This is a genomic window from Paenibacillus mendelii (assembly GCF_024498075.1).
GTDB lineage: Bacteria > Bacillota > Bacilli > Paenibacillales > Paenibacillaceae > Paenibacillus_Z > Paenibacillus_Z mendelii.
Genome location: NZ_JANHOF010000003.1, coordinates 128,458 through 153,660, shown reverse-complemented (window position 1 = coordinate 153,660; position 25,203 = coordinate 128,458). Strand labels below are relative to the sequence as shown.

Here is a 25,203-nt window from a genome sequence, read left to right as displayed (position 1 = left end):
CCTGTTATCTCTCTTGCTATTTTGATTGTGCCATAGGCGATCTTGCCTTCATATGTGCTGAGAATAGAACATTGGATGTAGTTTGTTACGATGTTGCATGGATAAAAAAATGCCCCGATCGGTGATCGAGGCGTCCTGCGTTCCTATTGTTCGATGAGTAGTACGTTATCGAATAGCGTAGTCGCATTATACGTTTCTAACCCAATCTTCCCTTGATGACAAGGCAGCATAGACACACTTTTTGACCATTGGCTACTCCTCCTCAATGTGCAATTCATACAGGCGTGCCGTGAATTCCGTTGGAAGTGTAACAACTAGCGCTCCCTCAAGCTGACTCCAGCTCCCGCTACGGCTCTCCTGCCGGGGAAACCCGCATCGAACCGTTACTTTCTTGCCGTCACAGCCCGGAATAGGAAATCTCGCTTCTTTCGTTCCTCCTTCTAATCTCCAAACAGCCACATAAGCCTTCTCACCGCATCTTAGTCCAAGGCTAAGCCAATGATCGCCGTGCTTAGGTATGCCAATCGGCCAAAATGGAAGAGCCTTCGGAATAGATGCTCGAATACTCTTGTAATAAGAAATCCCCTCTTGAATCAATTCGAAGCGATCCGATGTAATGTCCGCCAAGTGCCCGCTCTGATGAATTCGCATTAACATGCCGTTCACCATGTTAAAGATGACCTCTTCCCGATCTCCTTCCTTAAGCGGATAAGACCAAGCAGCTGATTGCTCGGGAGTCAGCGCCGTAGGAGCGGCAGCGGATATCGCCGCAAACTTGCGGTAGTCCGTCTGGTCGCTAATCGACTGCACGCTGTGCCTGGCGAGCAAAGCATAATCCATACGCAGACCCCCGCTTCCGCAATTCTCGATCACCAAGTCCGGATAACGAGCGAATAGGCTGTCAAGCCAACGCAGGTAGGCACGGTTATGCTGAAGCAAGCCATCTCCGAAGCTATCGGCATTAACCTCAGTACCGATGCCTGCATTAATGTTGTAGTCCATCTTGATGTATCCGACATTGTACTCCATCACTAGCCGATCGAGCACTTCATCTGCATATTGAATGACCTCGGGATGACGGTAATCCAGTTGATACCTCCCGTGATCTATGATTCGTTTGCCATGTCGCATGAAAAACCATTCATCCGGCACTTGTTGCGCTATGGGGCAATGGATGCCCATTACCTCAAGTTCCAGCCAAAGTCCAGGAATTAAGCCTTTCGCCCGGATATAGTCGAGTACCTTCTGCAAGCCGCCCGGGAAACGTCTCTCCGACGGTTGCCATAGTCCCACATCGCTCCACCATTCACCGTCCGCATACCAGCCAGCATCGATGCAGTAATATTCGCACCCCACCGCAGCAGCTGCATCGACTAAAGGCAAGATCTTCTCGGTAGTTGGATCAGCGAATAAGCAATTCATGTAATCGTTGAAAATGACCGGCAGCCGCTCATTGTCTTCATTCCAGCGGCGGATTTCTCGCCGGTAGTCTCTCCGACGGTTGCCATAGTCCCACATCGCTCCACCATTCACCGTCCGCATACCAGCCAGCATCGATGCAGTAATATTCGCACCCCACCGCAGCAGCTGCATCGACTAAAGGCAAGATCTTCTCGGTAGTTGGATCAGCGAATAAGCAATTCATGTAATCGTTGAAAATGACCGGCAGCCGCTCATTGTCTTCATTCCAGCGGCGGATTTCTCGCCGGTAACGTGTCAATTCCACAATTCCCTGTTCGAATCCCCCTTTGACAATCGCAATCGCCGCAGGAACGGAAATAAAAGTTTCACCGGGCGCGACATTTGTCCACCAATGACTTTCGTTCTCAGTTGGACCGCTTAATTGCAAGTAGAGTTGACCATTGGCCTTATCGCTCACCTCCCAATGCCATGACCCGTTATGCTCAATCTGCCAGCACATGGCCATTCCCGCCGCTGTATTCTCATAGCCTCCCATCGGCTGAAGATCGGCGGAAGACCATGTTCCCGAATTGCTATACGAAAGTCTTTTGATCGAATAATCATTTACTTTCGTTAATCCTAGCTCGGATAACGTATAGCTTCTCCACTGCAGCTCTCCGTGCCAAGCATTATGAGCAATATGAAGTCGGCTTTTGGCTTCCCATGACCCGTTACCTCCGCTCGAGATACCTGTCATCGTAAACGAGGAGACGTATTCCAACGGTATGGAATTCAAACTCTGATTGACAATCTCCGTCCAAGCTCGGATGACAGAGATATCCTTATAAAATTGATAATGCACGGTCACCCGCATTCCCCTGTCTTCCATATCCACTTCAATCTTTCGTCCACTTTCGTTATAGAAATCCCTATGGCATTCGTACTTCAGCATCCCTCCCGGCATTGTTCCCGTATACTTGGATCCATGATGATCGTCCCGATCTTCGCCTGTCGCTTGCAGCTCGACGATCCGGCGCGTTCTTCGTTCCTCCTCTGTTCCTCGTGCATCTTCATTCGCTGGGAAGGAAGATAGATGAACCAGACGGACATCTCCGCTTTCGGTAATCTGAATCTCCAAATAAATCCCATTTTCGTAAATGCTAATCCAACGCTGCACGTCCATCGTATCCTCTTCCATAAAGTAAGCCCATGCCACCTTTCGTCCACCTTCAATTCTTGATTGATGGTACTCAGTGTGACACGGGCTTGATTGTTTTTCTATGTGTTAATCAAAGAGATCCGATTGTAGTTTCTTGCGGACTATGTTTTTATTGTCCAAGCGTTGTTTGTACTCTAACGGCGATTGGCCAAGATGTTTCTTGAATAGCTTGCTGAAATGGGCATAATCCTCATATCCGACTAATTTCCCCACTTCATATAGCGAAATATCCTCTTTCAATAGCGTAATAGCCGCATCAAGCCTTTTCTGAATGAGGAAATGGATAAAGCTTTGTCCCTTCTCCTGTTTAAACAGATGACTCAAATAGTTTGGGCTAATAAAGTACTGCTGGGCAATCTCTTTGAGAGATATTTTGTGCGCGTATCGTCGTTCGATATCCTTAATAATCTCCTCAACGATTGGAAGCGTTGTTAACTCCGTCGGTTTCTTCTTATGCTCGTCAATTAACATCCTCATCTCTACAAGCAAATCATGGGGATTGCCGTAGTGGAGGACCAGATCTTGGACAGTAATGGAGTCCTCTGCGAAGGATTGGGTCGACGAAGAGAAGTTCTTGATCACCACGACAAAAAAATTATAGATTTCAGCAAGCCCGCTTAAATGAATCTGTTCTTTGGCGATTCCTCTATGTAAATCGAATAACGCCGCTTCAAGATGCTCAAGCTTTGTTGCTTTGCCTATCCGCTCCATGATAGACGGCAATGCCGCGTTTACTCTCGGCCTATAGCGGTAAACGCCTATCCTGCGGTTCAAGCTCGAGGTGTCGGCCATCATATTCGCCTGGTTATAATATTTCGCGATTTGACTGTCGGAGACGCTCGACAGACTTACTCCTACATCCCATTGAAGCTCTGCGGTCATGCGTAGAACGCGTTTATATAATGACTTAATCGTATTCGGATCCATATCGGAACGACTTAATAAATACGTCCATTTGAGTGGACTTACCATCGCGCGAAAAAAGGCAACGCCGTGCTCTTCCAGCAATCGATCCGAATCCAGCAAGGATTGCTCCGATATGGCTGATTTGCTTTTAACGATAGCAAAGGCATATCCTGCCCCACTTCCCATTTCAACGCCCAAACCTTTCAACTGCTTGGATACTTGTTGTACGGTTATTCCCTTCTCGATCATTTCCAAAAAAAGCATGGAGTTGTGATAGGTTTGAAGTACGCGCTGTTCCCGATCACGTTCCGCTAACCGATTGCCGCATTTATGTAACGTATCTCGCAACTCCTGCTCGTTGACAGGTTTAAGCAGATAGGCGAAGCAGCCAAGCTCTAGCGCTTTTTTCGCGTAGCTAAATTCACTATGTGCGCTCATGAACACCACCAAGGTTTGGGGAGAAACACGGTTTACGAACGACAATAAATCCAAGCCGCTTTTCCCTGGCATACGGATGTCGCTGATCACGACATCGATGGATTGCCGCTTCAATAGGCTTTCAGCCATATGCACGTCGTTAAATTTCGCTGCAATTTGAAAGCCGAGCGCTTCCCAATCCACAATTTGTTCCATATCCTTCAGTATCCACGGCTCATCATCAACGAGGATCAGCTTGTACATGGTTTACTCACCCTTCCACTTTAAGCGGTACGCTAACCGTCACGACCGTGCCCCGATTTTTCCAGCTCTTGATGGATAAGCCATACGGCTTCCCGTAATAGATTTGAATCCTCTTATGAATATTGACCAACCCGATCCCTTGTCCCAGTCCTGCTGTTTCGGATGAATTCTTGTTCATGCTTTCAAACTCTGAATGTATGCGCGTCAAGCGTTCCTCGCTCATGCCGATTCCGTTATCCATCACCTTGATGAGTAATTGATTCTCCTCTTCGACAGTCGCATGGATGTGAATGATCCATCGCCCTGTCTTTCCTTCGAGACCATGAAATAGGGCGTTCTCCACAAGCGGCTGAAGAATGAGCTTCACGATCGAATGGGCACCGAGCCGCTCGTCTACGGATACTTTAAACTGCAGCCGTTCTCCAAACCTTATTTTTTGAATATCGATGTATCGTTCCAGATGCTCAAGCTCTTTGTATAGAAGAACATATTCATCCGTAAGCGTAATGTAGCGAAAATAAGAGACGAGATTGTCAATTGCGACAGCTACCTCTCTCCGTGCGTTGGACAAAGCCATGCCTCTTATAGAATGAAGGACGTTATACAGAAAATGAGAATTGATCTGGCTTTGGAGACCATTTAAATGAAACATTCGTTTCTCCATTTCCGTTTCATAGAGCTGCTGCTGGGATTGCAGCAGATTGTCAGTAAGCTTCTTGATTTCATTCATCATATTGTTATAGTTGTCCTGAATGATCGTGATTTCATTCTTATATCCGAATCTCAACCGGACATCCAGGTCACCGCTCGCTGCGCTATCGAAAATATCGGCCATCTTCGTGATGGGATGGGTTAAACGAATATTAAAGGAGATCGCGACCCAGATGACGATTAGCACCATGATCCCTATAGCCGAAATCACGATATATTGAATGATTGATGCCTTTCCCACCAGCTTATCCTCATTAATTAAGGCAACGAACTTCCAACCCAAGCTTTTGATCGGGAGAGACTGGTACAAGTAATTGACGCCGTTCATTTGAAAATCGACGACTTTGTGATCCTGATTCGTTCTGGACTGGGCGTATATTTGTTCAAATTCGGGATTATTAGTCGATGAGCCAATGAGATCGCCGCTCTCGTTCATAATATAGAGCTCCGCTTTATCCGCCAAATCCGCCGAGCGTAATATTTCCTGTATCCATTCCGTATCCAATAACATAACACCTATGTAAATTTCCTGCAGGTACCGGTTTGGAAGAATGGATTTCACCTTCCTAAAAGCCAGTACGCCCTTATCTTTTAAAAACGGCGGGGAAATCTGCAGCTTATTGCTTAGTCTGTTCTTATTTTGCATCTCTTTCAAATACGCCACCATAGGTTGCATAAGCAATTCGCCGGTAGACACTAAGCGAAAATCTTTGGTACTTATCATGCCGATGGAGTTCAAGGCAGGTTCCAGTGTCAAGTACGAGTTTAAGTTTCTCAGCAAAATATCGGATTCCTGCCATGATTTATTCTCGAGCATGATGGTCTGAACGTTCCGGTTAAAGAAAATCGATTTTGAAAGCTGATCCATTCGGTAAAAATATTCGTCGAACCGATTGTTTGTTTGCGTCACGAAAATATTAATATTATCGAGCGCGTTCTTTTTCATAATATTAATATAAGAAAAATAGCCCACTGTCCCTAGAAGGAGAATGGGCAAAACGGCAATACAAATATTGGTGAGGATCATGCGAAAGCTTAATCTATACTTCCTTGTATAGGATACCAGTTCTTTAAACATGAGATCCTCCGAGACACATGATGGTAGCAACAATTTCTCAGCAGTTCGGACAAGGGCTAAGGCTAACAACTCTATAGTGTCACAATATCATCGGTTCGTCTATGTGTTTTACTGTAATTTCGGATGTGCTTTTATGTGTTTTTATTGTGCGAACCCGCAAGCCTTCAACCAGTTGATGGCCATTAGCAAATTCCCTGTCGAATTCATGTGAACTTGGTCCACGGTTAGCGTTTTCCCGCGCTGCTCCCTTAAGTATGCTGTAAATGACTGATACTGAGGCACGAGAATGGCTTCGAATTCCGCTGCGACTTCTCTTATTATTCGATTATAGGGAAGGAGACGTTCATTCTTCCCGTCATTCGAATCTTCGGATAGGATCGTCGTTTCCATTACTATCAAGGACGAGCCCGTTTTGCTTTTCGTTTCAACCAATAATTCCCGGTAGGTATCCCTGAAATCATCGCAGCTGACGTTTTTCCATTCATCGTTTATGCCGATAGATATGGACAGCCAGTCCGGCTGTAACTCGATTACATCTTCATTCCAGCGTGCCTTTAGATCCAATATCGTTTCACCGCTTATCCCTCGGTTCTCCACCTGCAATGAGATCTCCGGACGTACGATCGATAAGTAATCCCGCACGACGCGTACATATCCGCCTCCAATATTCTCAGGATCATCCTTCCTGCCGCAATCGGTAATGCTATCGCCAATAAATACGATCTTCTGTCCTTCGTGCAGCAACATGTACCATCATCCCCTTATTTATTCAATAAATTGTAAATGAATTGGGCAGCTTCCGCCCGCGTCGCCTTGCTATTAGGCGCAAACAAGTTACTTCCTCTTCCACGCACCAAATTCGCTTCTTTGGCAGCGGCAATGTAAGGTAGTGCCCATCCCGGGATATCATGTGCATCGGCGTAGCTGACTGTCGCCCCCGGGTTCGGCTGAATGCCGGCCGCACGCACGATCATCGTGACCATTTCTGCTCGGCTGATGAATTTGTCCGGGGCAAACTGATTTGCGCTTATCCCTGAAGCGATCCCGGCTTTGACTGCTGCCTCAACGCTATCCGCATACCATGCATCCGTTTTTACATCGATGAACGTATTCATCGCGCCGCCGGTTTCCAGGTCTAAAGCATTCGCCAATAAAGTTACGAATTCTGCTCTCGTCGTGTTTCCTTCAGGGTTAAATCTCGATTCGTCCACGCCATTGACAATATGCTTCGCTGCCAATATTTGAAGCACTCGCTTCGCCCAATAGCCTTCCTTCACATCGCTGAAAGTCTTGTTATACTCCATTACCGAATACACGCTTAGATGCTGCAGCGTTACCTTCACTTGATTCTTGACCTCATCGATTTCACCGCCGACATATTCCCACTGCTTCTTCGTCTTATCGTAATAGTAAATACCGAGAAGCTTCTGATCGACTTGACCGGAATCATAAGGCAGAGATAGCGTAATGCCGCCTGAGACGATACCGATTTCGATTTCACGATTGTCGGCAGTCTTGAGTTTTACTTCGAAATCATAGACTTTACCCGCGATTTTCACCGCAGCTTTGCTGCCGCTGACCGGCGCGTTTAATATAGCTGAATCGATAGTAGGGCTCAAGGTCACTTCAATCAAAGAACCCGCGGCAATGCCTGATTGTTCTTTGAGATTATCCAGCGTCTCTCGGCTTAAAGTAATCGACACTTTGCCAAAGTGCACTTGAAGCGGATAATTCCCGACTTCCGATAAGAGGATGACAGCTTTCGATTGGCCTTCATCCAACTTCACTTCAGCCGCCCCATCCTTAATCTCTACCTTGGAGCGATCGTTGCCCACTTGGCTTCCAGGACTTCCGCTGCCTGCTCCGGCCACTTCCTCGCCCAAAGCAACGATAGCTACTTCGTTAGAATGACCGCTTTCGCCATATGCATCGTAGGCTTCCGCAATCAAGTAATAGGTCGTTCCCTTGGTCAGTCCAGATACAGTATGATGGGTTACGCTTCCCGCATCAATCTTGCTCGAATACACTCCGCTGGCTGTACCGTACTTAATGTTATAACCTGTTGCTCCGGCTACCGCTCCCCAACTTAATCGCGCCTCTCCCTTTCCGGCTATCGCGCTAATCGTTGGAGTTTCAAATATCTGTTTGCCAAGAGCGGGCATCGCCATTACCCGAGTTGATGAAGCTTCCGTCGCTATAATTGGCAAGTACAGAGATCCCCAATGCGGAACCGTCTTTAACAGAAATTCCTTCCGGGATGATTTCGCCCCAAGGAATGCTCAATTCGTAACTAGTAGACTTCGTCGCATCGTCTCTGGAAATCTCCATTTCGCCTGCGGAAAACTCACCTGCAGCTTTACCGGCAATGGCGTTGTAACGATACCCGACAGCCTGGCCTTCATCGGTTAATCCGAATGCGAATTCAGTGTATCCTTTGCTTCCCGGAACAGTTCCTCTATCGGGATCAATGGCGATCTGAATGCTTGAGCCTTTCCACAAATCGGCCGCATTCGAGATCGGCAAACGGTGTACGTCTTCTATAACCTTCATTGCGATATACAAATTGTCGTCATCCCATCGGGTATGCCCTAAAGCATTTAACCTTTGCGGAGTCCATTGATCAGCGAAAGTGCTTTCAATACTTTTCACCTGGGCTCTCTGATTCATGACAAACTCGGGTGAACCCCATTCTTGGATTGAACCGTCAATCGTCGGCCGAGATTGTGTGAACAAGCTGCGCAGGGCGGTTACTTGTTTGTTTACTTTAATCCGTTTCGACTCGGTAACACTCCCCGTCATATCGTAAACCTTGTATTGCAGAGTATGCTCTCCATTGCTTAAGCCTTTTACGGTATATGCATATGGCGATGCCGTCATTACTTGCAACAAACTATCATCCACATACAGCTCTACTTTTTGAATGGGTTGTATTCCCGCGATATAAGGCATAGTCTGTAAATCGGCAACATTTAATTGATAACCATCGCGAAAAGTTGCAAAATCAACAATCTTCGGTTGCTCAGTTTCCGGGACAGTCGGTCCGGTTGTTAGATGGACAGCCTCTGAAGCAGCCCCTACATTTCCGCTCCGATCTTCCGCTTCTAACTTGTAATAATACGTCGTGTTTGGCTTTGCTTCTTCTCTGTCAATAAAAGATGTCGTAGCGGATTCTCCCACCATATTGGAATAAGCTGGCGTAAACGCCGCGTCCTCGCTTCTATAGATGTTATAGTGCAGGATCCCGTTCCCTTGATCTTCTCCCGCCGACCAGGATAACTCCGCATAACCGTCAAGCGTCGCGGTAACTTGATTTACTGTCGAAGGAATCGACTCATCAATCGGCAGAACTTGTGTATTGCCGTCAAACCCTGTACCCTGTTGCCATGATGCAAGACTCGTATATGTTGTCCCATGGTAAATCGAGCTAAAGGCAAGCGATTCATTAGCGACATCATTATGATCAATAACATCAAAGTTCGTATTTTGAGCAATATCGAAAATATTGAAGTTCGTTATTTCTCTTGCAATTGCAATATGATTATCATGAATCTTATTTCCCGTCCACGTTCCATGGGGATTAGAAGCGCTGTTGATCGCGGCCGTATTGTCTACGTCTACGATGATCATATTATTGGCGACATCCAGATCATGCTCTCCTGATGAGAGATCGGGTCTTCCCGTAAAATTACCGAGTGCGATTTGACCGTTCCCGTTCGATTGCTGCCCTTGATTGCCTCTGACTTTGTTATTCCATATTTTTGTGCCGTAATTACTCATTGTCGTTATTCCGTTGCCTTTGTTATCGTGCGCATAATTATACTGAACGGTGATATTGTCACAGTACCAATCCACGTTAACCCCTGATCCGTCATAACCCGATCCCGCGTCCTTCATGTTATATACTTCATTAAATTTAATAACGGAATCCCGAGAGGCGATGATCCATAAGCCTCCAGGCCCCCAAGTATCTATGCCGAGACCTCCGTCATGAACAACATTTCTTTCTATAACGGAATGATGAGCATTTTGCAGAACGATTCCTTGACTGGCAGTATGATGCACGTAATTTCCGCTGATTTTAAACCTTCCAAAAAGCATCTGAGAGCGCAAATCCTCGTTTTTCGCGGTATCCCATCCAGCAGTGGTTATTCCATACCACCCCACATTATGGACCTCATTGTCGATAATCGAAACATCAGTTGCAACCTCTTTGATGTCGGTTCCCGGAATCAATGCCGAAATCATAATTCCATTGCTATTACTGTTGTAATTAGCACTGTATACGTCATTCTCTTCAATTCGAAGATTTTCGTACCGCTGCGCATTATCATAAATAACGTTAATTCCTGCTGTAATATTGCTCCACGATAATGTTGAAGATGTTAGGATGCTAACGGCTAATCCCTTAATCGTCCAGTGGCTTAAATTATGTCCAGTGACAACACTTCCACCGCTCGGGGCATTCCACGAGATGACAGGCTTAGCGCCTGAACCATAAGAAGAAACAGTAATCGGATTTTCCTTCGAGCCGGAGCCCTTCAAAACAAGCGGTTCATTCCATGCGTCGCCGGATTTCAAGAGAATGGAATCCCCTGAACTGAAAGTCGAAATATTGATTTTATTAAGCGTTTTCCATGCTCGTTCAGGGCTTAAGCCATCGTTGGCATCATCGCCGGTGCTGGAACTGACATAGTAAGCTGTATGACCATCCGAATTAACTGGCGCTAATACCTTTTGTACCTCGATATTATCGAAGACCGCAGTGGCCTGCGACATATTCAAAGCAATCTTTCCGGTTGCAAGAGTTGTGTCTAAAGCGGACAGAAGTTTAACGCCGTTAATATAAAATTCGATATCTTTACCCGCTGCGACGCCTTTGAATGTGTAGGATTTTCCATTTTTCATACTGAAAGCCGCTTCTGATAGCGCTGTCGCTACACCGTCCAATACTTTGACAATCTGGATTTTCCCAGCTTCGATATACTGTAGATCGTATCTGTTATGAATATCCTGATACCTCAGGCTTAGGCCAACCGTTCCATCCTCGCTGATGGCTGTCGGCATAACTTGAGCTTGTACGGAATAATCAGCCCAAGCGCTATTGCCTGTATGGGAAATACCGCCGCTGGTATCCGTCTGCGAATAAACTCGATTAACGGACAGATCAGTCACGGCAACATGATCGAATTGCGCCGATGTGGCCCATGAGGCGATCGCTACCTTACCGGATGAGAAATAACCGGTATCGTCCGTAGTCTCTATAACCAGATCACCATCTCTATATACACGGATTTGATTCCCTATGACATCGATTTTCATATGCACAAACCTTGAGACATCAAGAGAAGGACCATCATATGCCTTCAACCACTCTTGAGCGCTGCCGTTCTGTTTCATCAACCTGATATACGATTCACTCATGTACAAATAGTAAAAGTGTTGATTATCCTGATGCCGAAACTCCAGCATCGCTCCCGCGCCGCTGATTAGCTTCACATCCGCTTCAAAGGAATAATCCGTCCAAGCATCGCTCCCTGCAAGTAGCTCTGCTCCCCCGTTACTGGAACTCTGTTGATAGACATTAGACGATTCGCCTTGTACGCTGGACCACTCACCCCCATTATTAGTCCACCCTACAGCACTTCCATTCTCGAATTCATCAGAAAATAAAATTCCTCCCGGACTATCGACTGTAGCCCAGGTTCCGCTTTCAGGAGTCCAGGCCGTAGCATGATTATCTTCAAAATTGTCAAAGAAAATCGAGCTTTCATCTGCTTGGGCATATGAAATATTCGTTCCCGTTGGCCAGCTCGTCGTCAACAGCATAACAATCATCACAACTAGGAAAACTCGATTCCGGATCACTTTTTTCACTTTAATAACCCCCCTTGTGATTGGATACCCCTCATAACATCATTATCCTATCACCCCGTCAGCTCCATTAACATGTACTTATCATTGGAACTGTTATGTGTTTTAGTGGCATTTTTGCTTCAACTTTTGAAGAAGCTAATGACTCCACTGACCTTTAGCTTAATAAAAATAGGGAGCAGCTGCCGCGTGAACTGCACCCCGTCAAGTAGACAGTGTAAATAATAAACGGCAGCCGATCGTATGACCGGCTGCCGTCAGTTGTTTATTGAACTCCCTCAGTACGATTCAGTTTTCTCATGAATGCTCGCTATTCACAGGATTTCAAGCTTTTTTCTATCAGCTGAGGAACTTTCAAGATTAACAACAACTGTATATCAGTGTATAATTATTCATTTCTCATTAATACTGAAATTTTATTCTCATTAATTCTTAATTATTTCTCAAAATTTATGACACCACACAACTGACAAAGCAACCTCTTAAACCTTATATGCCTTCATCGCTTTACGCAGTTCCTTAAAGGACGGGCGTTTGCCGTACATCAGGACACCAGCGCGGTAGATACGGGCGGATATCCAGCCTGCAACATAGATCGTGACGAGCAGGATAATAATCGATGCCCATACTTGCCACAGCGGCGGATCGGACAGACCCAGACGAACGACCATCGCATATGGCGAGAACAGCGGGATGAACGAAGATACTTTAATCAGCATCGAATCCGGATTGGACAAGCCGCCGAACATGCAGATGTAGAAACCGGCCAGCGAGAGCATCGTAATCGGAAGCACCGCTTGACCGAGATCCTCGGTACGGCTGACGATCGATCCAACCGCCGCGAACAGCGTCGCGAACAAGAAGTAACCGGCCAGATAGAAGATCAGTGCGTATATGAGCACGAACGGATCGATATCGCTAAACCGGATGTTCAGCTCCGCCAGCGGCTCCGCATTATGCGGCAGCGTCATGTTGATGACAATGACTGCTACATAAGCGACGATTTGAGTCAGACCTACGATGAACATGCCAAAGATTTTGCCAAACATACTCTTGAGCGGCGAGACACTCGTGATTAGAATCTCCATCACGCGGGAGCTTTTCTCTGCCGTAATTTCACTTGCGATCAGCTGGCCCGTAATCATAATGGCCATGAACAGTAGAATAATGATGACATAGACCAAGCCCATATCCATGGCCTGCTGGGATGGCGTCTTGCCTTGGCCGATCGAGCCGGCGCCTTCGGATGTCGTAATCTGAACGGCATCGATGTCCACCGGCGACATCAACAGCTTGGTTTGTTCCGCACTCAGACCCGCATCCTGCAGAACACCCTTCGACTTAACGGCAGCCAACCCAGTTTGTAAGGATTGCGTCACACTGCCTTCCATTAGCTTCTCAGACTTGTAGATCACATCCGGGAATCCGACTTCGGCATTGGCTTTGAATTCGATATACCCGTCAATCTTGCCGTTAACGATCGCCTTCTTGAGCTCCTTCTCGTTGCTGTCAGCCGATCCCGTATCCGCGAATGGCACGAGCTTCAGCTCCGCCTTCTCTTGCGTACTATAATGTTCATTCAGCATAGCCGCAATATGAACGCCGTTAAACATCGTCGAGCTCGTCAGGTCTTCCTTGGTCTCCACATAACCGATCGAGGTCGGTTCGTCCTCACCGCTGCTGAACTGCGAAATAATATACGGAAGATTAATACCGATACTAATGATGACTGCAATAATTAAGGTCGTAATGAGAAATGCTTTCCCTCTGAATTTGTTGCGGATCGTAAAACCGACGACTGTCCAAAAATTATTATTCATGGCTCTCACCTACCGTTTTAATAAAGATTTCATTGAGCGTTGGCTCCAAGACTTCGAAGTGTTGAATATCCGTCTGCGACATGGCCAGCTCCAGGATCGGCCGACCGGCTTCCTCGCGGTCGATGAACAGCTCATAGCCGTTCTCATGCCGAATGACCTTCGTTACGCCTTGGATGGACTCCAGTCCGGACACATCCCCACCCGTGCCAAGCATAACGCGTTCGCGTGGAAACTGCTTCTTGATCGCCTTCAAATTACCCTGCAGGACCGGGTTCGATTTGTGCAGAATCGTGATATTGCGGCACAGCTCCTCGACATGCTCCATCCGGTGTGTTGAGAACAAGATGCTTGTACCTCCGTCACGCAGCTCCTTCACCGTTGATTTCAAAAGCTCCACATTAACGGGGTCGAGCCCGCTGAAGGCTTCGTCCATAATGATGATCTTCGGTTCATGAATGACGGATGCGATGAATTGAATCTTCTGTTGATTCCCTTTGGACAGCTCTTCGACCTTCTTATTGTAATACTCCGGCACGCCGAACCGGTCCAGCCAGCGCTTCAGGCTGCGGTCGGAATCTTTGCGAGACATGCCGCGAAGCTGAGCCAAGTAGTTGATCTGATCACTGACCTTGACCTTCGGATACAGCCCGCGTTCCTCCGGAAGGTAACCAAGCCCCCTCAGCTGCTCGACGGTGTACGGCTTGCCGTGATAGGTAATCGTGCCGCCGTCGGGATAGATCAGACCCAGAACCATACGCATCGTTGTTGTTTTGCCTGCACCGTTGCCGCCCAGCAGTCCGTAGATTTCACCTTCTCCTACCTCGAAGCTAATGCCGTTCACTGCTGTCTTATCGCCATACTGCTTGAAAATTTTCTCTACCTTTAATGGATTCATGGTAAACATTCCTTCTCTCTATTTAAGATCGAATTCGCAATCTTTCCTGCTCGATAAGTGCGGTCAGAATATCGTCAAGCTCCAGCTTCTGTTTGCCCGTTATGTGTACACCGGACGCCGTGCACCATCTCTCTGCTTCTAGGGCTTCACTTGTGATCACTTTATACATGCTGCCGCCGTTCGGCTCCGCACTTCGATATCCAGGCATAGCCTTCCAATTCACGGCGCCTTCGCCTGTGTCGATGTAGAAGGAATACCATGATTCGAGAAGCGCATCCTTCTCATACATGCCCAGCACCCGGCCGTGGACGATAAAGACGATGTAGTCTGCCAGCCGTTTCACCTCATCGATAATATGCGAGGCCATCAGCACCGTTCGGTCGCCGCGCTCCATGTAACGATGGATGGCGTCGATCATCGTTTTCCATGCGATCGGATCGAGTCCGGAAGACGGCTCATCGAGCAGCAGCAGATCCGGGTTATGAGCCATCGCAATCGCAAGATCGAACTTGCGGCGCATCCCTTTGGACATCCGTCCTAGCTTCAATGAAGTATCGACCTCAAAGCGTCGCAGCAGCTCTTGATAGCGATTAAGATCCCAGCTGGGATACCACTGGCTGATGAACGCTGCCTTCTGGTCCGCCCGCAAGCTGTCTTCGACATCAATCGCTTGCTCCGGTACATAACCAATACGCTGCTTCATCATTGTGTCATCGCCGCTGCCGACTCGCTCCCCGAACAGTTCAATTTCACCCGCATCCGGTTTCGCCAGATCAAGCATCAAGCGGAATAAGGAACTCTTACCTGATCCGTTCGGACCGACAATCGCGGTCACGTAGCCTTGAGGAATTTGCAGATCAATTGGCCCTAGCTGAAAATGCTTTCGTTTCTGCAGCACGCCTCGTACTTCTATAACCATGGGCTCCATATCTCTCTAAGCTCCTCCCCCTGGATTGCTGCTTGCAGCTCGTTTCCGCTGCAGTACATCCCGCAAGATTTCCATCATTTCGTCATCCGAGCATTGCACGCGCAGCCCGGCATCAACCGCCGATTCAAGCGCCTCGATAACGGCGCTGCGGCGATGAAGGTCTCTCATTGCATCCCCCACCTTCGCCACGAATGTTCCGGTTCCCTGACGTGTTCGGAGCAAACCCTCATTCTCCAAATCCTGGTATACCCGTCGGATTGTAATGACACTGCACTTGACGGATTGGGCCAGCTCTCGGATCGACGGGAGAAGCGTTCCCTCTGCCAGCTGTCCGCTCACGATCAGTGCACGGAGTTGAACCTCGATTTGATGGTATAACGGCTCTGCGCTTTGCTCATTAATCTGTATTGGTATCCACACCGTGCACGTACACCTTCTTCGCTCTTGACATCTAACTGTCTTAATCCGATCAGTGCCTTCCGCTGCTGCTAATCAATTCATCAAGGTTCGTGTTTCCAGCCTCTTCCGAATTATATGGCCGGAGGCTAGCATCGTGGCAGCGCCGATCAACACCATAACAATCGCCCCGATCGGATTATTGTTCTGTGCCAACCCCAACGATTCTCGAACCGGCTGGAAGTCGCCCCACCAGCATGCCAGAATAATGAGAATGTATACGACAATGAAACAGAAGCAAATAATTAAGTATACTTTTCCGTTATAGGCTTGTTCGAAATACATGTAAGCAGAACTCATTGTCCACGAATAACCGAACCAAAAACCTGCAAAAAGGATATATTGACCTAGATTCAAGGTTTCACGCAAATCACTCACGAGAACGTATTGGAGTATAAAATAGAAGGCTCCTACGACCAATAATGTCGTAACCAATTGAATCATCCGGGCAATTACGATAGTTACAAGTCCAATCGGCAGCGTCCGCCAGTAGGCAATCTTGCGTGTGTAGGGATCATTCTGCCAATAACGGAACATGACCCGGTTCATAATAAACCCCATGTTCGGCAGAATTGTCAGATATAGAAAATCAACGAGCCACATCCAAGCTTGCTTCGGATCATTCCGCTCCGCGAAAAACTCCGAGAATATCGGTGACGAGACAATTGCTATGTACGCGAAGAATACGATTGATAGAATTATGCCTACCCACGAATGGCGTATCTCATGCTGGTACAGCCGCCAAGCCCCCTGCCAGCTCGTCATTTCTTGTTCCTCCCCAGTCATCATACTGTGTATATCTTTATATACAGTATAATCACACGATTAACTAAGTGTCAACCAACATTTCATAAATATTGTATAAAAAAGAATTAGACAGCTCCGTCCATAACGGCGAGGCTCGTTAATTCCTAAAGACGAAAAAAGTCCCTCACGCTCATTAACGTGAAGGACTTCATGGATGTTATCCATTAACATCGGTTTCAAAAACGCAGCGCCTTGCGTTCCTGCAGCTCCTGCTGGATCATCTTAAACAGCATCCGGTAGCCGGTTTCCATCGAACCGGAACCATTCACAATCAAGTCTGCGTACCATTTGGTCGGTTCCACGAACTCATCATGACGGTACCTGACAAAGTCGAGGTATTCCGTCACGATCTCCTCGTAATTGTAGCCCTGCTGCGAGAACCGTTGAATACGCCGGGCCAGTCTCTCATCCGATTGACATTCCACATACAGCTTTAAGTCCGTCCATTCTCTTAGCATCGCAAAGTGAAGCACCAAGAAGCCTTCGATAATAACGACCTCTGTCTCCCCATCATTGGCAATGCGTGTCAGGTCAGCTATGATTCGGGTCAGATCGACTGCAGCCGGATGATTGAAATCCTCGTATTCTTTGCCCGAGATCGGAGCAACGCCCTTCGGGCGATTTCGCACGTAATAACGATCCGTATGAAGGACCCTGACATTGAACATATGAAGATCAGCTTCCAGACGGTCCGTCAGCGTCGTCTTGCCGCTGCCAGTGCCGCCCCCAATGCCAATTACAAGCGGATTACGAATGCGATGATTCATGAACAAGACAACCTTCTCTCATAATAATGATCAGATTGGCGACATGTAGCGCCCATACTGCTTATCGAGCTCATGGAACGTATTTCCGCTCTGTGACAAGAACGATACATTCTCTCCCTCCGCGCCCATCCATTTGACCCCAATTAACAATCCATCAGCGGTCTTCGCCGCGAATAGAAAGCTGAACATCTCTGGCGATACTAAGCCCCCATCATCAACCCGCCAGGTTGAATTCTCGTCATACTTGGCTGGATAGTCTTGGAATACGAGTCCCTTCTCGGTCTTTATCGCTAAGCTTGCCAGCATTTCGTCACCTTGACGCTCGAATTGAACCAGATAGATCGGCTGCCCCTCGCCAATTACCGCTACCTGCCATACATTCTGGACGTCGCGATTTTTGCTCTTTTTCATTTCCTCTTTCACGGAATCGTCTACTGGGACCTGATCTTCTCTGCTGTCCGTAACCGGAAGAAGTGCCTTCTGGTTTAATTCAGCCCCACTAATGAGGAAATACGTCTCGTTCGGCTTAGCTGTCCCATCTTGAACCTCAAATAATTCTCCAGCTTGATTATCGAAATTTTGCGCAGTTTGCCGGCCATTGTCATTCTCTCCAGCCTCCTGACTGCTTACGTACCGGACGGTAACTACTTGTCCCGAATTACCGATCGCCGTATGCATCGATTCCAGCTGGCCGCGGTCACTCTCCTCAACTGAAGCCAGAATTCGTTTACCGGTTTGATCAGCAAATCCGAATGTTCCGCTTTGAATTACGGTCATGTCCAACAGCTGGTTTGCCCCGGACTCTAAGCCGTTATTTGCCTGCGGCTCGTCATCAGGCGTTGATTCAGTCGTATTCGAAATAGAATCTTGCGCTTGTTGCTCATTGTTCGTCCCTGAAGAGGGATCTTTCTTTGTATTGTCTTTGGAGCAGCCGCCTATAAGAGCCGCAACCACCGTAATCAACAATAATAGGATCCAACCTTTACGCATTGATGATCCCTCCACTATGCTATTTTATTATGATTTATGAAGGGATGATCCTTCCTCTAACCGCATGCACCTATTGGACGGATAGGACAACTACTTATTTCTTCAACATTATTCACGATACATAATCGATTAAATAAGCAGCTAAGAGCTTCACGATGTGAATGATTACGGCCACGCCAGTGCTCCTATGGATGATTTAAGAATACCATATTTTGGACTGTTCATGCGAATGCAAAAGAGGCAGAACCGCAAGGTTCAGCCTCTTTGCTCATCTCTATTCTTCGGACACGACTAACTAACTGCTTGCACCCGCTGGATCCGGCGCTCCAGAATTGGGAAGCTCATCGTCTGCGTGCTCCCGTTTATACCAAGCTTTGAAGACATACAACAGAATCCCCCCATACATCACTTCTTGAACCAGCTTCATCACGATTCCGCCTGTCTGTTGGTCCTCGACCGGCTTCATCAGACTGAAGAAAGATGGACCATTGAAGCTCGCAAGAAGAGCACTTGGATCTCCCGATACACAATAGCCCATGGCTTGCGCCCATATCTGAGGATCACTGTAGGTTGCATACAAAGGCGCACCAGCAAAGATTATGAGCGCACAGGCCGGCGTTAGCAGCAGTCCGTTAGCGAAGATGTATGCCATCTTCTTCACATCGGCCAGACGGCTCCATTCCGGTACCGGCACAACGATTTGCCACCACATCATGAACGAAGAGAGGAGCAGAGCGGCATAGTAAACCCGATGAATGGAGAAATGGGTCATCACGTAATCATGGACGACAGGCACATGATAAATCGAGAAGAGCATATTAAACAGCACCAGCGTCAGAATCGGATGCATAAAGATGCTCAGCCTGCTCCAGAATGAATGACCAAAAATCTTTCGCCATAGATAAGAGGGAATACCGTATAGAATCAGCGGCGGTACGATCAGATAGGACAGCGACATATTGGTCATATGAAAGGAGAACATCAAATGACCGAGCAGCTCAAGCGGCCCGCCTTGAGCGAAATAGTATAGTACCATCCCTAAGACGAACACACTCTTCTGCAGCCTCGTTACTTGAGGCTCGTCAGGAAAGTGCTTTTCCTTCCATGGGCCGATCAAGTAAAAGTACAGAATCACAAGCGCTGCCATAAAGAAGAAGAACAATGGGCTCCATAGCTCTTCAAAGCTGAAATATTCTAAACCAAGCATCATGGAACACCCCTTTCTTAACAATCAGAAAGTGTCGGTTTCCATACACTTCTCTGATATTTCTATTTGAAGAAAATTACTCTAGATGCCGTCATTTACAACAAAAGAGGGGGTCAACAAGGACCTCCCTCTCTTCAATTCGTGTTGCTTACCACCAAACCCAATACTCAGCCATAAGGACACATGTGAAAGCAACGAATACACCCGTTAGAATACCGACAATAGCGAACATATGACCGCGGTCCTTCATATGCATCCAGAACGCCATTTGGATAAACACTTGCAGCAAGGCCATACCGACCAGCACCAGGTACGTAAACGTTTCGTTTATTTCACCTGAGGCTACCGTTGCAAACGCGATAACGGTAAGCAGGATCGAGAAGATAAACGCAACAATGTGCTTCTTAGGACCTTCATGCTTGCGAGGTCTGCCATGCTCTTCTACAGTCGAATGTTGATTTGACATTCATTAGCCCACCTTTCCCATCAAATATACGACGGTGAAGATGAAAACCCACACGACGTCAATAAAGTGCCAGTACATACCGGCGACATAAATTTTCGGCGCTGTTACTGTATTAAGACCTTTTTTAAATACTTGAGCGATCAACAGCCCAATCCAGAGAACCCCGAACGCGACGTGCGCGCCGTGGAAACCGACGAGCGTGTAGAACGAAGAACTGAATGCGCTCGTTGTGAAGCCGTGGCCTTCATGCACATAGTGATAGAACTCATAAATTTCAAGTCCCAAGAAGCCTGCGCCAAGAATAACGGTCACGATTAGCCAATTAATCATGGCTTTCACTTTATTATTATGCATCGCTTGAATTGCGAATACACTTGTTAAGCTCGATGTCAGCAATATGAATGTCGCAGCAGCTACGAGCGGCAGCTGAAACAATTCTTGTGATGTTGGATTACCGTCACCCACTTGATGACGAAGGGCAAGAAACGCAGAGAACAGCGTTCCGAACAATACCGTTTCACCGCCAAGGAACAACCAGAAGGCAAGCACTTTATTACGGCCTTCAAGAGTTGCTTTCTCTGGCTCATGCGGCAATTGGCCGTCTACATGTGAATGTGCGCTCATGCTTTTACCCCCTTGTCATGCAGCTCATCCGGCTCGATATGGAAACCATGATCATCCTTGATCGAGCGAACAACCATACATCCGAACGTAATGGCTAGGCCAAGTCCGGCAACCAGGTATTGATGATACATCAAGCCAAAACCGTTAATGAACAAACCAATCGACATAATTAACGGAAGAATCGAAGGTGATGGCATATGAATCGGGCCAAGAGGCTCAGCTGGCGTCATGGCATTCTTGCCTTCCATCTTTTCTTTCCAGAATGCGTCATAACCACGTACCAGTGGTGTTTGTGCAAAGTTGTATTCTGGAGCTGGAGAAGGGATCGTCCATTCCAGTGTACGGCCATCTTCCCAAGGATCGTTGGAAGCATTCCGCGGCTTCATCGATGTAACCACAACGTTAATTAGGAATGCGATCGTACCGAGGCCCATAAGAATTGCGCCTACCGTACTGATCAAGTTCATGTTATTGAATCCGAGACCATCCAAATACGTATAGATACGACGCGGCATCCCCATCAAGCCCAGGAAATGCTGTACGAAGAACGTCAGATGGAACCCGATAAAGAATAACCAGAAGCAAATCTTACCAAGCGTTTCGTTCAGCACACGGCCGAACATCTTCGGCCACCAGTAGAACAGGCCTGCGAATATGCCGAGTACCAAGCCACCCACGATTACATAGTGGAAGTGAGCGACAACGAAGTACGAATCATGGTATTGAAAGTCTGCAGGTGCGGACGCGAGCATAACCCCGGTAACGCCACCCATAACGAACGTTGGTACGAAACCGACTGCGAACAGATTCGCTGACGTGAAGCGAATAGATCCGCCCCACATCGTAAACAACCAGTTAAAGATCTTGATACCGGTCGGTACCGCAATCAACATAGTCGCGATGGAGAATAGCGCGTTCGCAACCGGACCAAGTCCCGTTGTGAACATGTGATGCGCCCAAACCATGAAGCCCAGGAATCCGATCAGCACGGTTGCAAACACCATCGAGCTGTAACCGAATAGCCGTTTACGAGAGAATGTACTAATAACCTCAGAGATGACGCCGAATGCCGGCAAGATGAGAATATACACTTCAGGGTGTCCGAAGATCCAGAAGATATGCTCCCACAAAACGGTATTACCGCCGTTATCAGGATTAAAGAAATTGGCATCAAACAGTCGGTCGAACATCAATGCGACCAAACCTACAGTAAGAGCTGGGAAAGCGAAAAGAATCAATGCTGATGTAATGAAAATTGTCCAAGTAAACATCGGCATCCGCATGAAGCTCATGCCAGGAGCACGCATGTTAATAATGGTAGCCAGGAAGTTGATACCGCCGATTAATGTACCTATACCGGCGATCTGAAGGCCAATAACATAATAATCTACACCATGCCCTTCACTATACGTCGAACCTGCGAGCGGTACGTATGACGTCCAACCCGCATCAGGTGCCCCTCCTGCGAACCAACTGATGTTAAGGAGCACGCCTCCAAAGAAGAATGTCCAGAAGCCCAGTGAGTTCAAGAACGGGAAAGCAACGTCCCGCGCGCCGATTTGCAGTGGAATTACCGCATTCATCAATGCGAACAGCAATGGCATGGCAGCTAGGAAAATCATGGTCGTTCCGTGCATTGTTAGCAGCTCATTGTATGTATTCGCGCTAACAAAATCATTCAGTGGCTTCCATAGTTGAACCCTAATCAAGATGGCTTCAAGCCCGCCGATAAGGAAGAAGAAGCCTCCCGCAATCAAGTATAGAATGCCGATTTTTTTATGGTCAACAGTCGTCAGCCAGTCCATTAGGCCGCGATACCGTTTAACCTCGTGTGCATGACCCAAAGTAGGTACCTCCTTTATCTGCAAGTATTAATAATCAATCTTCAAATCGGCCAAATATTTCGAGATCGCTTTGACTTCTTCGTCGGAAAGCTCGATTTTACCCATTTTGTTACCTGGTTTTACTTTGTCCGGATCCTTGATCCACTTTTCCAGGTTCTCTTCAACGGTACCTTCATTCGCATATTGGGCATCGTCCGTATTAACCAGCATGCCGGCTACACTGCCGCGGCTGCCAATACCAGTTAAATTCGGAGCCCATCCTGTCCCGTCGCCAATCGCATGGCAGGACAAGCAGTTTGTCGTTAAAGTATCGGCAAGCTGTGCATCTGCCGGAAGAGCCACAGGAGCCTTCTGAGCAGCTACCCAACGATCGTATGAAGCGCGGTCTACGGACTTGACTTTAAAGTCCATCAAGGCATGGGAAGGTCCGCACAACTCGGCACACTTGCCTAGATAAACGCCTTCCTTAGGCGCTTTGAAATACATAGTGTTCACGTTACCGCCGGGATTCGTATCGATCTTACCCGCCAGTGAAGGAATCCAGAACGAATGCAGCACGTCGGCTGTCTTAGCTTCGATGGAGATGACAGCATCATTAGGGATAATTAATTCCTGCGCTGTTTTTACCCCTTCTTTCGGGTATTCGAATTCCCACCAATATTGGTGCGCGGTTACTTTTACTTGAATCGCGTTAGGATCTTTCGTGTAGTCCTCAGCGAGTCCGAATACAGACTTAATGGTTGGCACGCCAAGGATGACCAGCAAGATGATCGGAATGACCGTCCAAATGATCTCCAGCTTATGGTTGCCTTCCACCTGTACGGGGACCGACTTGTCGCCTGGACGACGTTTGAAACGAATAATTACATAGAGCGCGATTGCAAACACGACGATAACCACAAAAGCCATAATCGTGATGGACAGCTTCATTAACCCGAATTGTTCTTCGGCAACCGGTCCTTGCGGTCTGAGTGCCGACAGGTCAGCTCGTCCGCACCCTGACAGCAGCAACACCATTCCGGCAAGAAGCGGCATAAGCCGTTTTAGAACGTGCCACCGATTCATCATCAATCAACCCCACTTTTTACGTTTTCGCAACTGCCGTTAGACAAAAAAAAACGGCCGATATGCGTGAAATCTGAGATGTTTAGACAACTTCCGCAATCTAATCACTTTATTAAATATAAAGTTGAAGGTGCTATTTGTCAATGTTCCTAGAAGAGTTCACAAATTGTTCTCAAAGCTGTAAAACTGCCGTTTTTATTGGTTATCCCAGCCCCTAAACGGGTACTACAGGGCGCCATCTCTATCCTACATTGTTTACAAAAACCATGGTTCTTTATGTATCCAAATTCAATGCATATTTACGCACCCGCCGCCCATCCTATAGATAATCCAGAGGAAGGAGATACGGATCATGAACAAGTGGATAGCGAGCCGGGTCGGATTCCGATTTCTTGCTCTAGCCTTAATAGCTGCAGTGGGGCTCACAGGCTGCAATTACGAACGCCGCGTGCAGGACAGCACTTACGACTATGGTACTAAACAAAAAGGCGATCCCAAGATGCTTGGCGGCCGCATGTACGGAGCCGCAACGAGCAATCCACACCAGCATGCCAATCGCTGGATTGAGTACAGCACTCACCTCTCCACAGAAATATCGAATATAAACGGCATAGCCGCAGGTATGGTGTTCCTGACGGATAAGAATGCTTATGTAGGTATGACATTAGATTGGACGGCAACGGGTACGCAAAAGATTGGCGGCCGAAAATCCAGGGAGCAGAGTAATACAAGCGAAGGCGTGTATAATATTAATACCGGAAGTCCGTATTGGAACAACCAGCGGTTCGCCGGTCCATATAACTCCAACATGACTATCAATGACCACAATGATATCTCCAGTGAACTGAAGCAGACGATTGCGGTTCATATCCGCAGGCTTGCACCGGCGGTTCAAGAAGTACACATCTCGGCCAATATGGAATTTGTTAATCAAATCGTTCAGTACGCACAAGAAGCTCGACTGGGCCGTTCCCTCACACCATGGGTTGACTCGTTCAATATGCTTGTTAAGCATCAATTCGAAGGCGGCGATTATGTGCCTGAGCCATTAGATATCCAAAAAAGGCGCGGACGGGCACATGTAGAGAAAGGCGGCGGCTAGCCCCTTGTTATCACATAAGACTAAAGGACCGTTACCGGTATCTTTAGTCTTTCTTTATGGGAAGAAAAGGATGCATGGATTCTCATATTTAATTATCCAAAAAAATCTCTTCTATTAAATATGCGTTTTTTTTATTCATCCTCCAAGCAGCTGCATTCGCTTCACCGCCCTACTTAGATCATTACCCTTTGCAATCACATCCCTAACGAATCGCTGTAATATTAGCGCTCCATCGGCGCAGTCTGCAGCTGATCCAATGATATTGACCTGGGCGTACATGGGTAGGAAGTCTCTCATTATAAGTGCGGTATTAATTAGATGTGTCACACTCAGATACAAGGATTAAACAACAAGGGGACCTGGAT

The 25,203-nt window shown here is 47.3% G+C and carries 20 protein-coding genes and 1 pseudogene; 1 reads left to right on the top strand and 20 read right to left on the bottom strand.

Going from position 1 to position 25,203, the window contains the following annotated elements; all coding sequences use genetic code 11:
• Positions 1-252 precede the first annotated feature (252 nt).
• From NNL21_RS11540 to coxB, 20 genes and pseudogenes are all read right to left on the bottom strand, one after another.
• Positions 253-1,542: a glycoside hydrolase family 36 protein gene (locus NNL21_RS11540; protein WP_309145323.1), complete on the bottom strand. Its 1,290-nt coding sequence runs from the start codon at positions 1,540-1,542 to the stop codon at positions 253-255.
• Complete coding sequence (locus NNL21_RS36490; RefSeq protein WP_309145322.1) at positions 1,460-2,617, bottom strand: alpha-galactosidase; 1,158 nt, start codon at positions 2,615-2,617, stop codon at positions 1,460-1,462. The genes NNL21_RS11540 and NNL21_RS36490 overlap by 83 nt, the downstream gene beginning before the upstream one ends.
• A 69-nt stretch (positions 2,618-2,686) precedes the next feature.
• Positions 2,687-4,207 (bottom strand): response regulator transcription factor, encoded by a 1,521-nt coding sequence (locus NNL21_RS11530; protein ID WP_204820916.1) that lies wholly within the window; start codon positions 4,205-4,207, stop codon positions 2,687-2,689.
• Between the two features lie 7 nt (positions 4,208-4,214).
• Positions 4,215-5,996, bottom strand: a complete 1,782-nt coding sequence (locus tag NNL21_RS11525) for a sensor histidine kinase (RefSeq protein WP_204820915.1) — start codon at positions 5,994-5,996, stop codon at positions 4,215-4,217.
• A gap of 141 nt (positions 5,997-6,137) precedes the next feature.
• Positions 6,138-6,743, bottom strand: a complete 606-nt coding sequence (locus NNL21_RS11520; protein WP_256555176.1) for an SGNH/GDSL hydrolase family protein — start codon at positions 6,741-6,743, stop codon at positions 6,138-6,140.
• A gap of 14 nt (positions 6,744-6,757) precedes the next feature.
• A complete protein-coding gene (locus NNL21_RS11515) occupies positions 6,758-8,203 on the bottom strand; it encodes an S-layer homology domain-containing protein (protein ID WP_204820914.1) in 1,446 nt (481 codons plus the stop codon).
• Positions 8,130-11,060 (bottom strand): right-handed parallel beta-helix repeat-containing protein, encoded by a 2,931-nt coding sequence (locus NNL21_RS11510; protein WP_256555175.1) that lies wholly within the window; start codon positions 11,058-11,060, stop codon positions 8,130-8,132. The genes NNL21_RS11515 and NNL21_RS11510 overlap by 74 nt, the downstream gene beginning before the upstream one ends.
• A gap of 165 nt (positions 11,061-11,225) precedes the next feature.
• Positions 11,226-11,822, bottom strand: a pseudogene (locus NNL21_RS36750) (3-keto-alpha-glucoside-1,2-lyase-like domain-containing protein); the annotation flags it as partial.
• A gap of 527 nt (positions 11,823-12,349) precedes the next feature.
• Positions 12,350-13,687, bottom strand: a complete 1,338-nt coding sequence (locus NNL21_RS11505) for an ABC transporter permease (RefSeq protein ID WP_204820912.1) — start codon at positions 13,685-13,687, stop codon at positions 12,350-12,352.
• A complete protein-coding gene (locus NNL21_RS11500; protein WP_204820911.1) occupies positions 13,680-14,582 on the bottom strand; it encodes an ABC transporter ATP-binding protein in 903 nt (300 codons plus the stop codon). The genes NNL21_RS11505 and NNL21_RS11500 overlap by 8 nt, the downstream gene beginning before the upstream one ends.
• A gap of 22 nt (positions 14,583-14,604) precedes the next feature.
• Positions 14,605-15,510 (bottom strand): ABC transporter ATP-binding protein, encoded by a 906-nt coding sequence (locus NNL21_RS11495; RefSeq protein ID WP_204820910.1) that lies wholly within the window; start codon positions 15,508-15,510, stop codon positions 14,605-14,607.
• A gap of 6 nt (positions 15,511-15,516) precedes the next feature.
• Complete coding sequence (locus NNL21_RS11490; RefSeq protein WP_204820909.1) at positions 15,517-15,930, bottom strand: GntR family transcriptional regulator; 414 nt, start codon at positions 15,928-15,930, stop codon at positions 15,517-15,519.
• A 72-nt stretch (positions 15,931-16,002) separates the two neighbouring features.
• A complete protein-coding gene (locus NNL21_RS11485) occupies positions 16,003-16,731 on the bottom strand; it encodes a hypothetical protein (protein WP_204820908.1) in 729 nt (242 codons plus the stop codon).
• Positions 16,732-16,949: 218 nt separating this feature from the next.
• The gene (locus NNL21_RS11480; RefSeq protein ID WP_204820907.1) at positions 16,950-17,540 is read right to left on the bottom strand and encodes a uridine kinase family protein; all 591 of its coding nucleotides are present in this window, start codon (positions 17,538-17,540) and stop codon (positions 16,950-16,952) included.
• Between the two features lie 30 nt (positions 17,541-17,570).
• The gene (locus tag NNL21_RS11475; RefSeq protein ID WP_204820906.1) at positions 17,571-18,530 is read right to left on the bottom strand and encodes a hypothetical protein; all 960 of its coding nucleotides are present in this window, start codon (positions 18,528-18,530) and stop codon (positions 17,571-17,573) included.
• Between the two features lie 295 nt (positions 18,531-18,825).
• Positions 18,826-19,740 carry a cytochrome c oxidase assembly factor CtaG gene (gene ctaG, locus NNL21_RS11470; RefSeq protein ID WP_309145321.1) on the bottom strand — a complete coding sequence of 305 codons (915 nt, stop codon included), beginning with the start codon at positions 19,738-19,740 and terminating at the stop codon, positions 18,826-18,828.
• Positions 19,741-19,885: 145 nt separating this feature from the next.
• Entirely contained in the window at positions 19,886-20,203 is a 318-nt protein-coding gene (locus tag NNL21_RS11465) for a cytochrome C oxidase subunit IV family protein (RefSeq protein ID WP_204820905.1), read from the bottom strand.
• 3 nt (positions 20,204-20,206) lie between these two features.
• Complete coding sequence (locus NNL21_RS11460) at positions 20,207-20,827, bottom strand: cytochrome (ubi)quinol oxidase subunit III (RefSeq protein WP_204820904.1); 621 nt, start codon at positions 20,825-20,827, stop codon at positions 20,207-20,209.
• The gene (gene ctaD / locus NNL21_RS11455; protein ID WP_373567562.1) at positions 20,824-22,632 is read right to left on the bottom strand and encodes a cytochrome c oxidase subunit I; all 1,809 of its coding nucleotides are present in this window, start codon (positions 22,630-22,632) and stop codon (positions 20,824-20,826) included. The genes NNL21_RS11460 and ctaD overlap by 4 nt, the downstream gene beginning before the upstream one ends.
• 66 nt (positions 22,633-22,698) lie before the next feature.
• Positions 22,699-23,739: a cytochrome c oxidase subunit II gene (coxB, locus tag NNL21_RS11450; RefSeq protein WP_204820902.1), complete on the bottom strand. Its 1,041-nt coding sequence runs from the start codon at positions 23,737-23,739 to the stop codon at positions 22,699-22,701.
• Between the two features lie 349 nt (positions 23,740-24,088).
• Here coxB and NNL21_RS11445 point away from each other — a divergent pair, with 349 nt between their 5' ends.
• Entirely contained in the window at positions 24,089-24,838 is a 750-nt protein-coding gene (locus NNL21_RS11445) for a hypothetical protein (protein ID WP_256555174.1), read from the top strand.
• The last annotated feature ends 365 nt before the right edge of the window (positions 24,839-25,203 follow it).

Coding starts and splice junctions, on each gene's coding strand:
- NNL21_RS11540 (WP_309145323.1), bottom strand. CDS start 1,542: ATGCGGACGGTGAATGGTGGAGCGATGTGGGACTATGGCAACCGTCGG.
- NNL21_RS11530 (WP_204820916.1), bottom strand. CDS start 4,207: ATGTACAAGCTGATCCTCGTTGATGATGAGCCGTGGATACTGAAGGAT.
- NNL21_RS11525 (WP_204820915.1), bottom strand. CDS start 5,996: ATGTTTAAAGAACTGGTATCCTATACAAGGAAGTATAGATTAAGCTTT.
- NNL21_RS11520 (WP_256555176.1), bottom strand. CDS start 6,743: ATGTTGCTGCACGAAGGACAGAAGATCGTATTTATTGGCGATAGCATT.
- NNL21_RS11510 (WP_256555175.1), bottom strand. CDS start 11,060: ATGCCGACAGCCATCAGCGAGGATGGAACGGTTGGCCTAAGCCTGAGG.
- NNL21_RS11505 (WP_204820912.1), bottom strand. CDS start 13,687: ATGAATAATAATTTTTGGACAGTCGTCGGTTTTACGATCCGCAACAAA.
- NNL21_RS11500 (WP_204820911.1), bottom strand. CDS start 14,582: ATGAATCCATTAAAGGTAGAGAAAATTTTCAAGCAGTATGGCGATAAG.
- NNL21_RS11495 (WP_204820910.1), bottom strand. CDS start 15,510: ATGGAGCCCATGGTTATAGAAGTACGAGGCGTGCTGCAGAAACGAAAG.
- NNL21_RS11485 (WP_204820908.1), bottom strand. CDS start 16,731: ATGACGAGCTGGCAGGGGGCTTGGCGGCTGTACCAGCATGAGATACGC.
- NNL21_RS11480 (WP_204820907.1), bottom strand. CDS start 17,540: ATGAATCATCGCATTCGTAATCCGCTTGTAATTGGCATTGGGGGCGGC.
- NNL21_RS11475 (WP_204820906.1), bottom strand. CDS start 18,530: ATGCGTAAAGGTTGGATCCTATTATTGTTGATTACGGTGGTTGCGGCT.
- ctaG (WP_309145321.1), bottom strand. CDS start 19,740: ATGATGCTTGGTTTAGAATATTTCAGCTTTGAAGAGCTATGGAGCCCA.
- NNL21_RS11465 (WP_204820905.1), bottom strand. CDS start 20,203: ATGTCAAATCAACATTCGACTGTAGAAGAGCATGGCAGACCTCGCAAG.
- NNL21_RS11460 (WP_204820904.1), bottom strand. CDS start 20,827: ATGAGCGCACATTCACATGTAGACGGCCAATTGCCGCATGAGCCAGAG.
- ctaD (WP_373567562.1), bottom strand. CDS start 22,632: ATGGACTGGCTGACGACTGTTGACCATAAAAAAATCGGCATTCTATAC.
- coxB (WP_204820902.1), bottom strand. CDS start 23,739: ATGATGAATCGGTGGCACGTTCTAAAACGGCTTATGCCGCTTCTTGCC.
- NNL21_RS11445 (WP_256555174.1), top strand. CDS start 24,089: ATGAACAAGTGGATAGCGAGCCGGGTCGGATTCCGATTTCTTGCTCTA.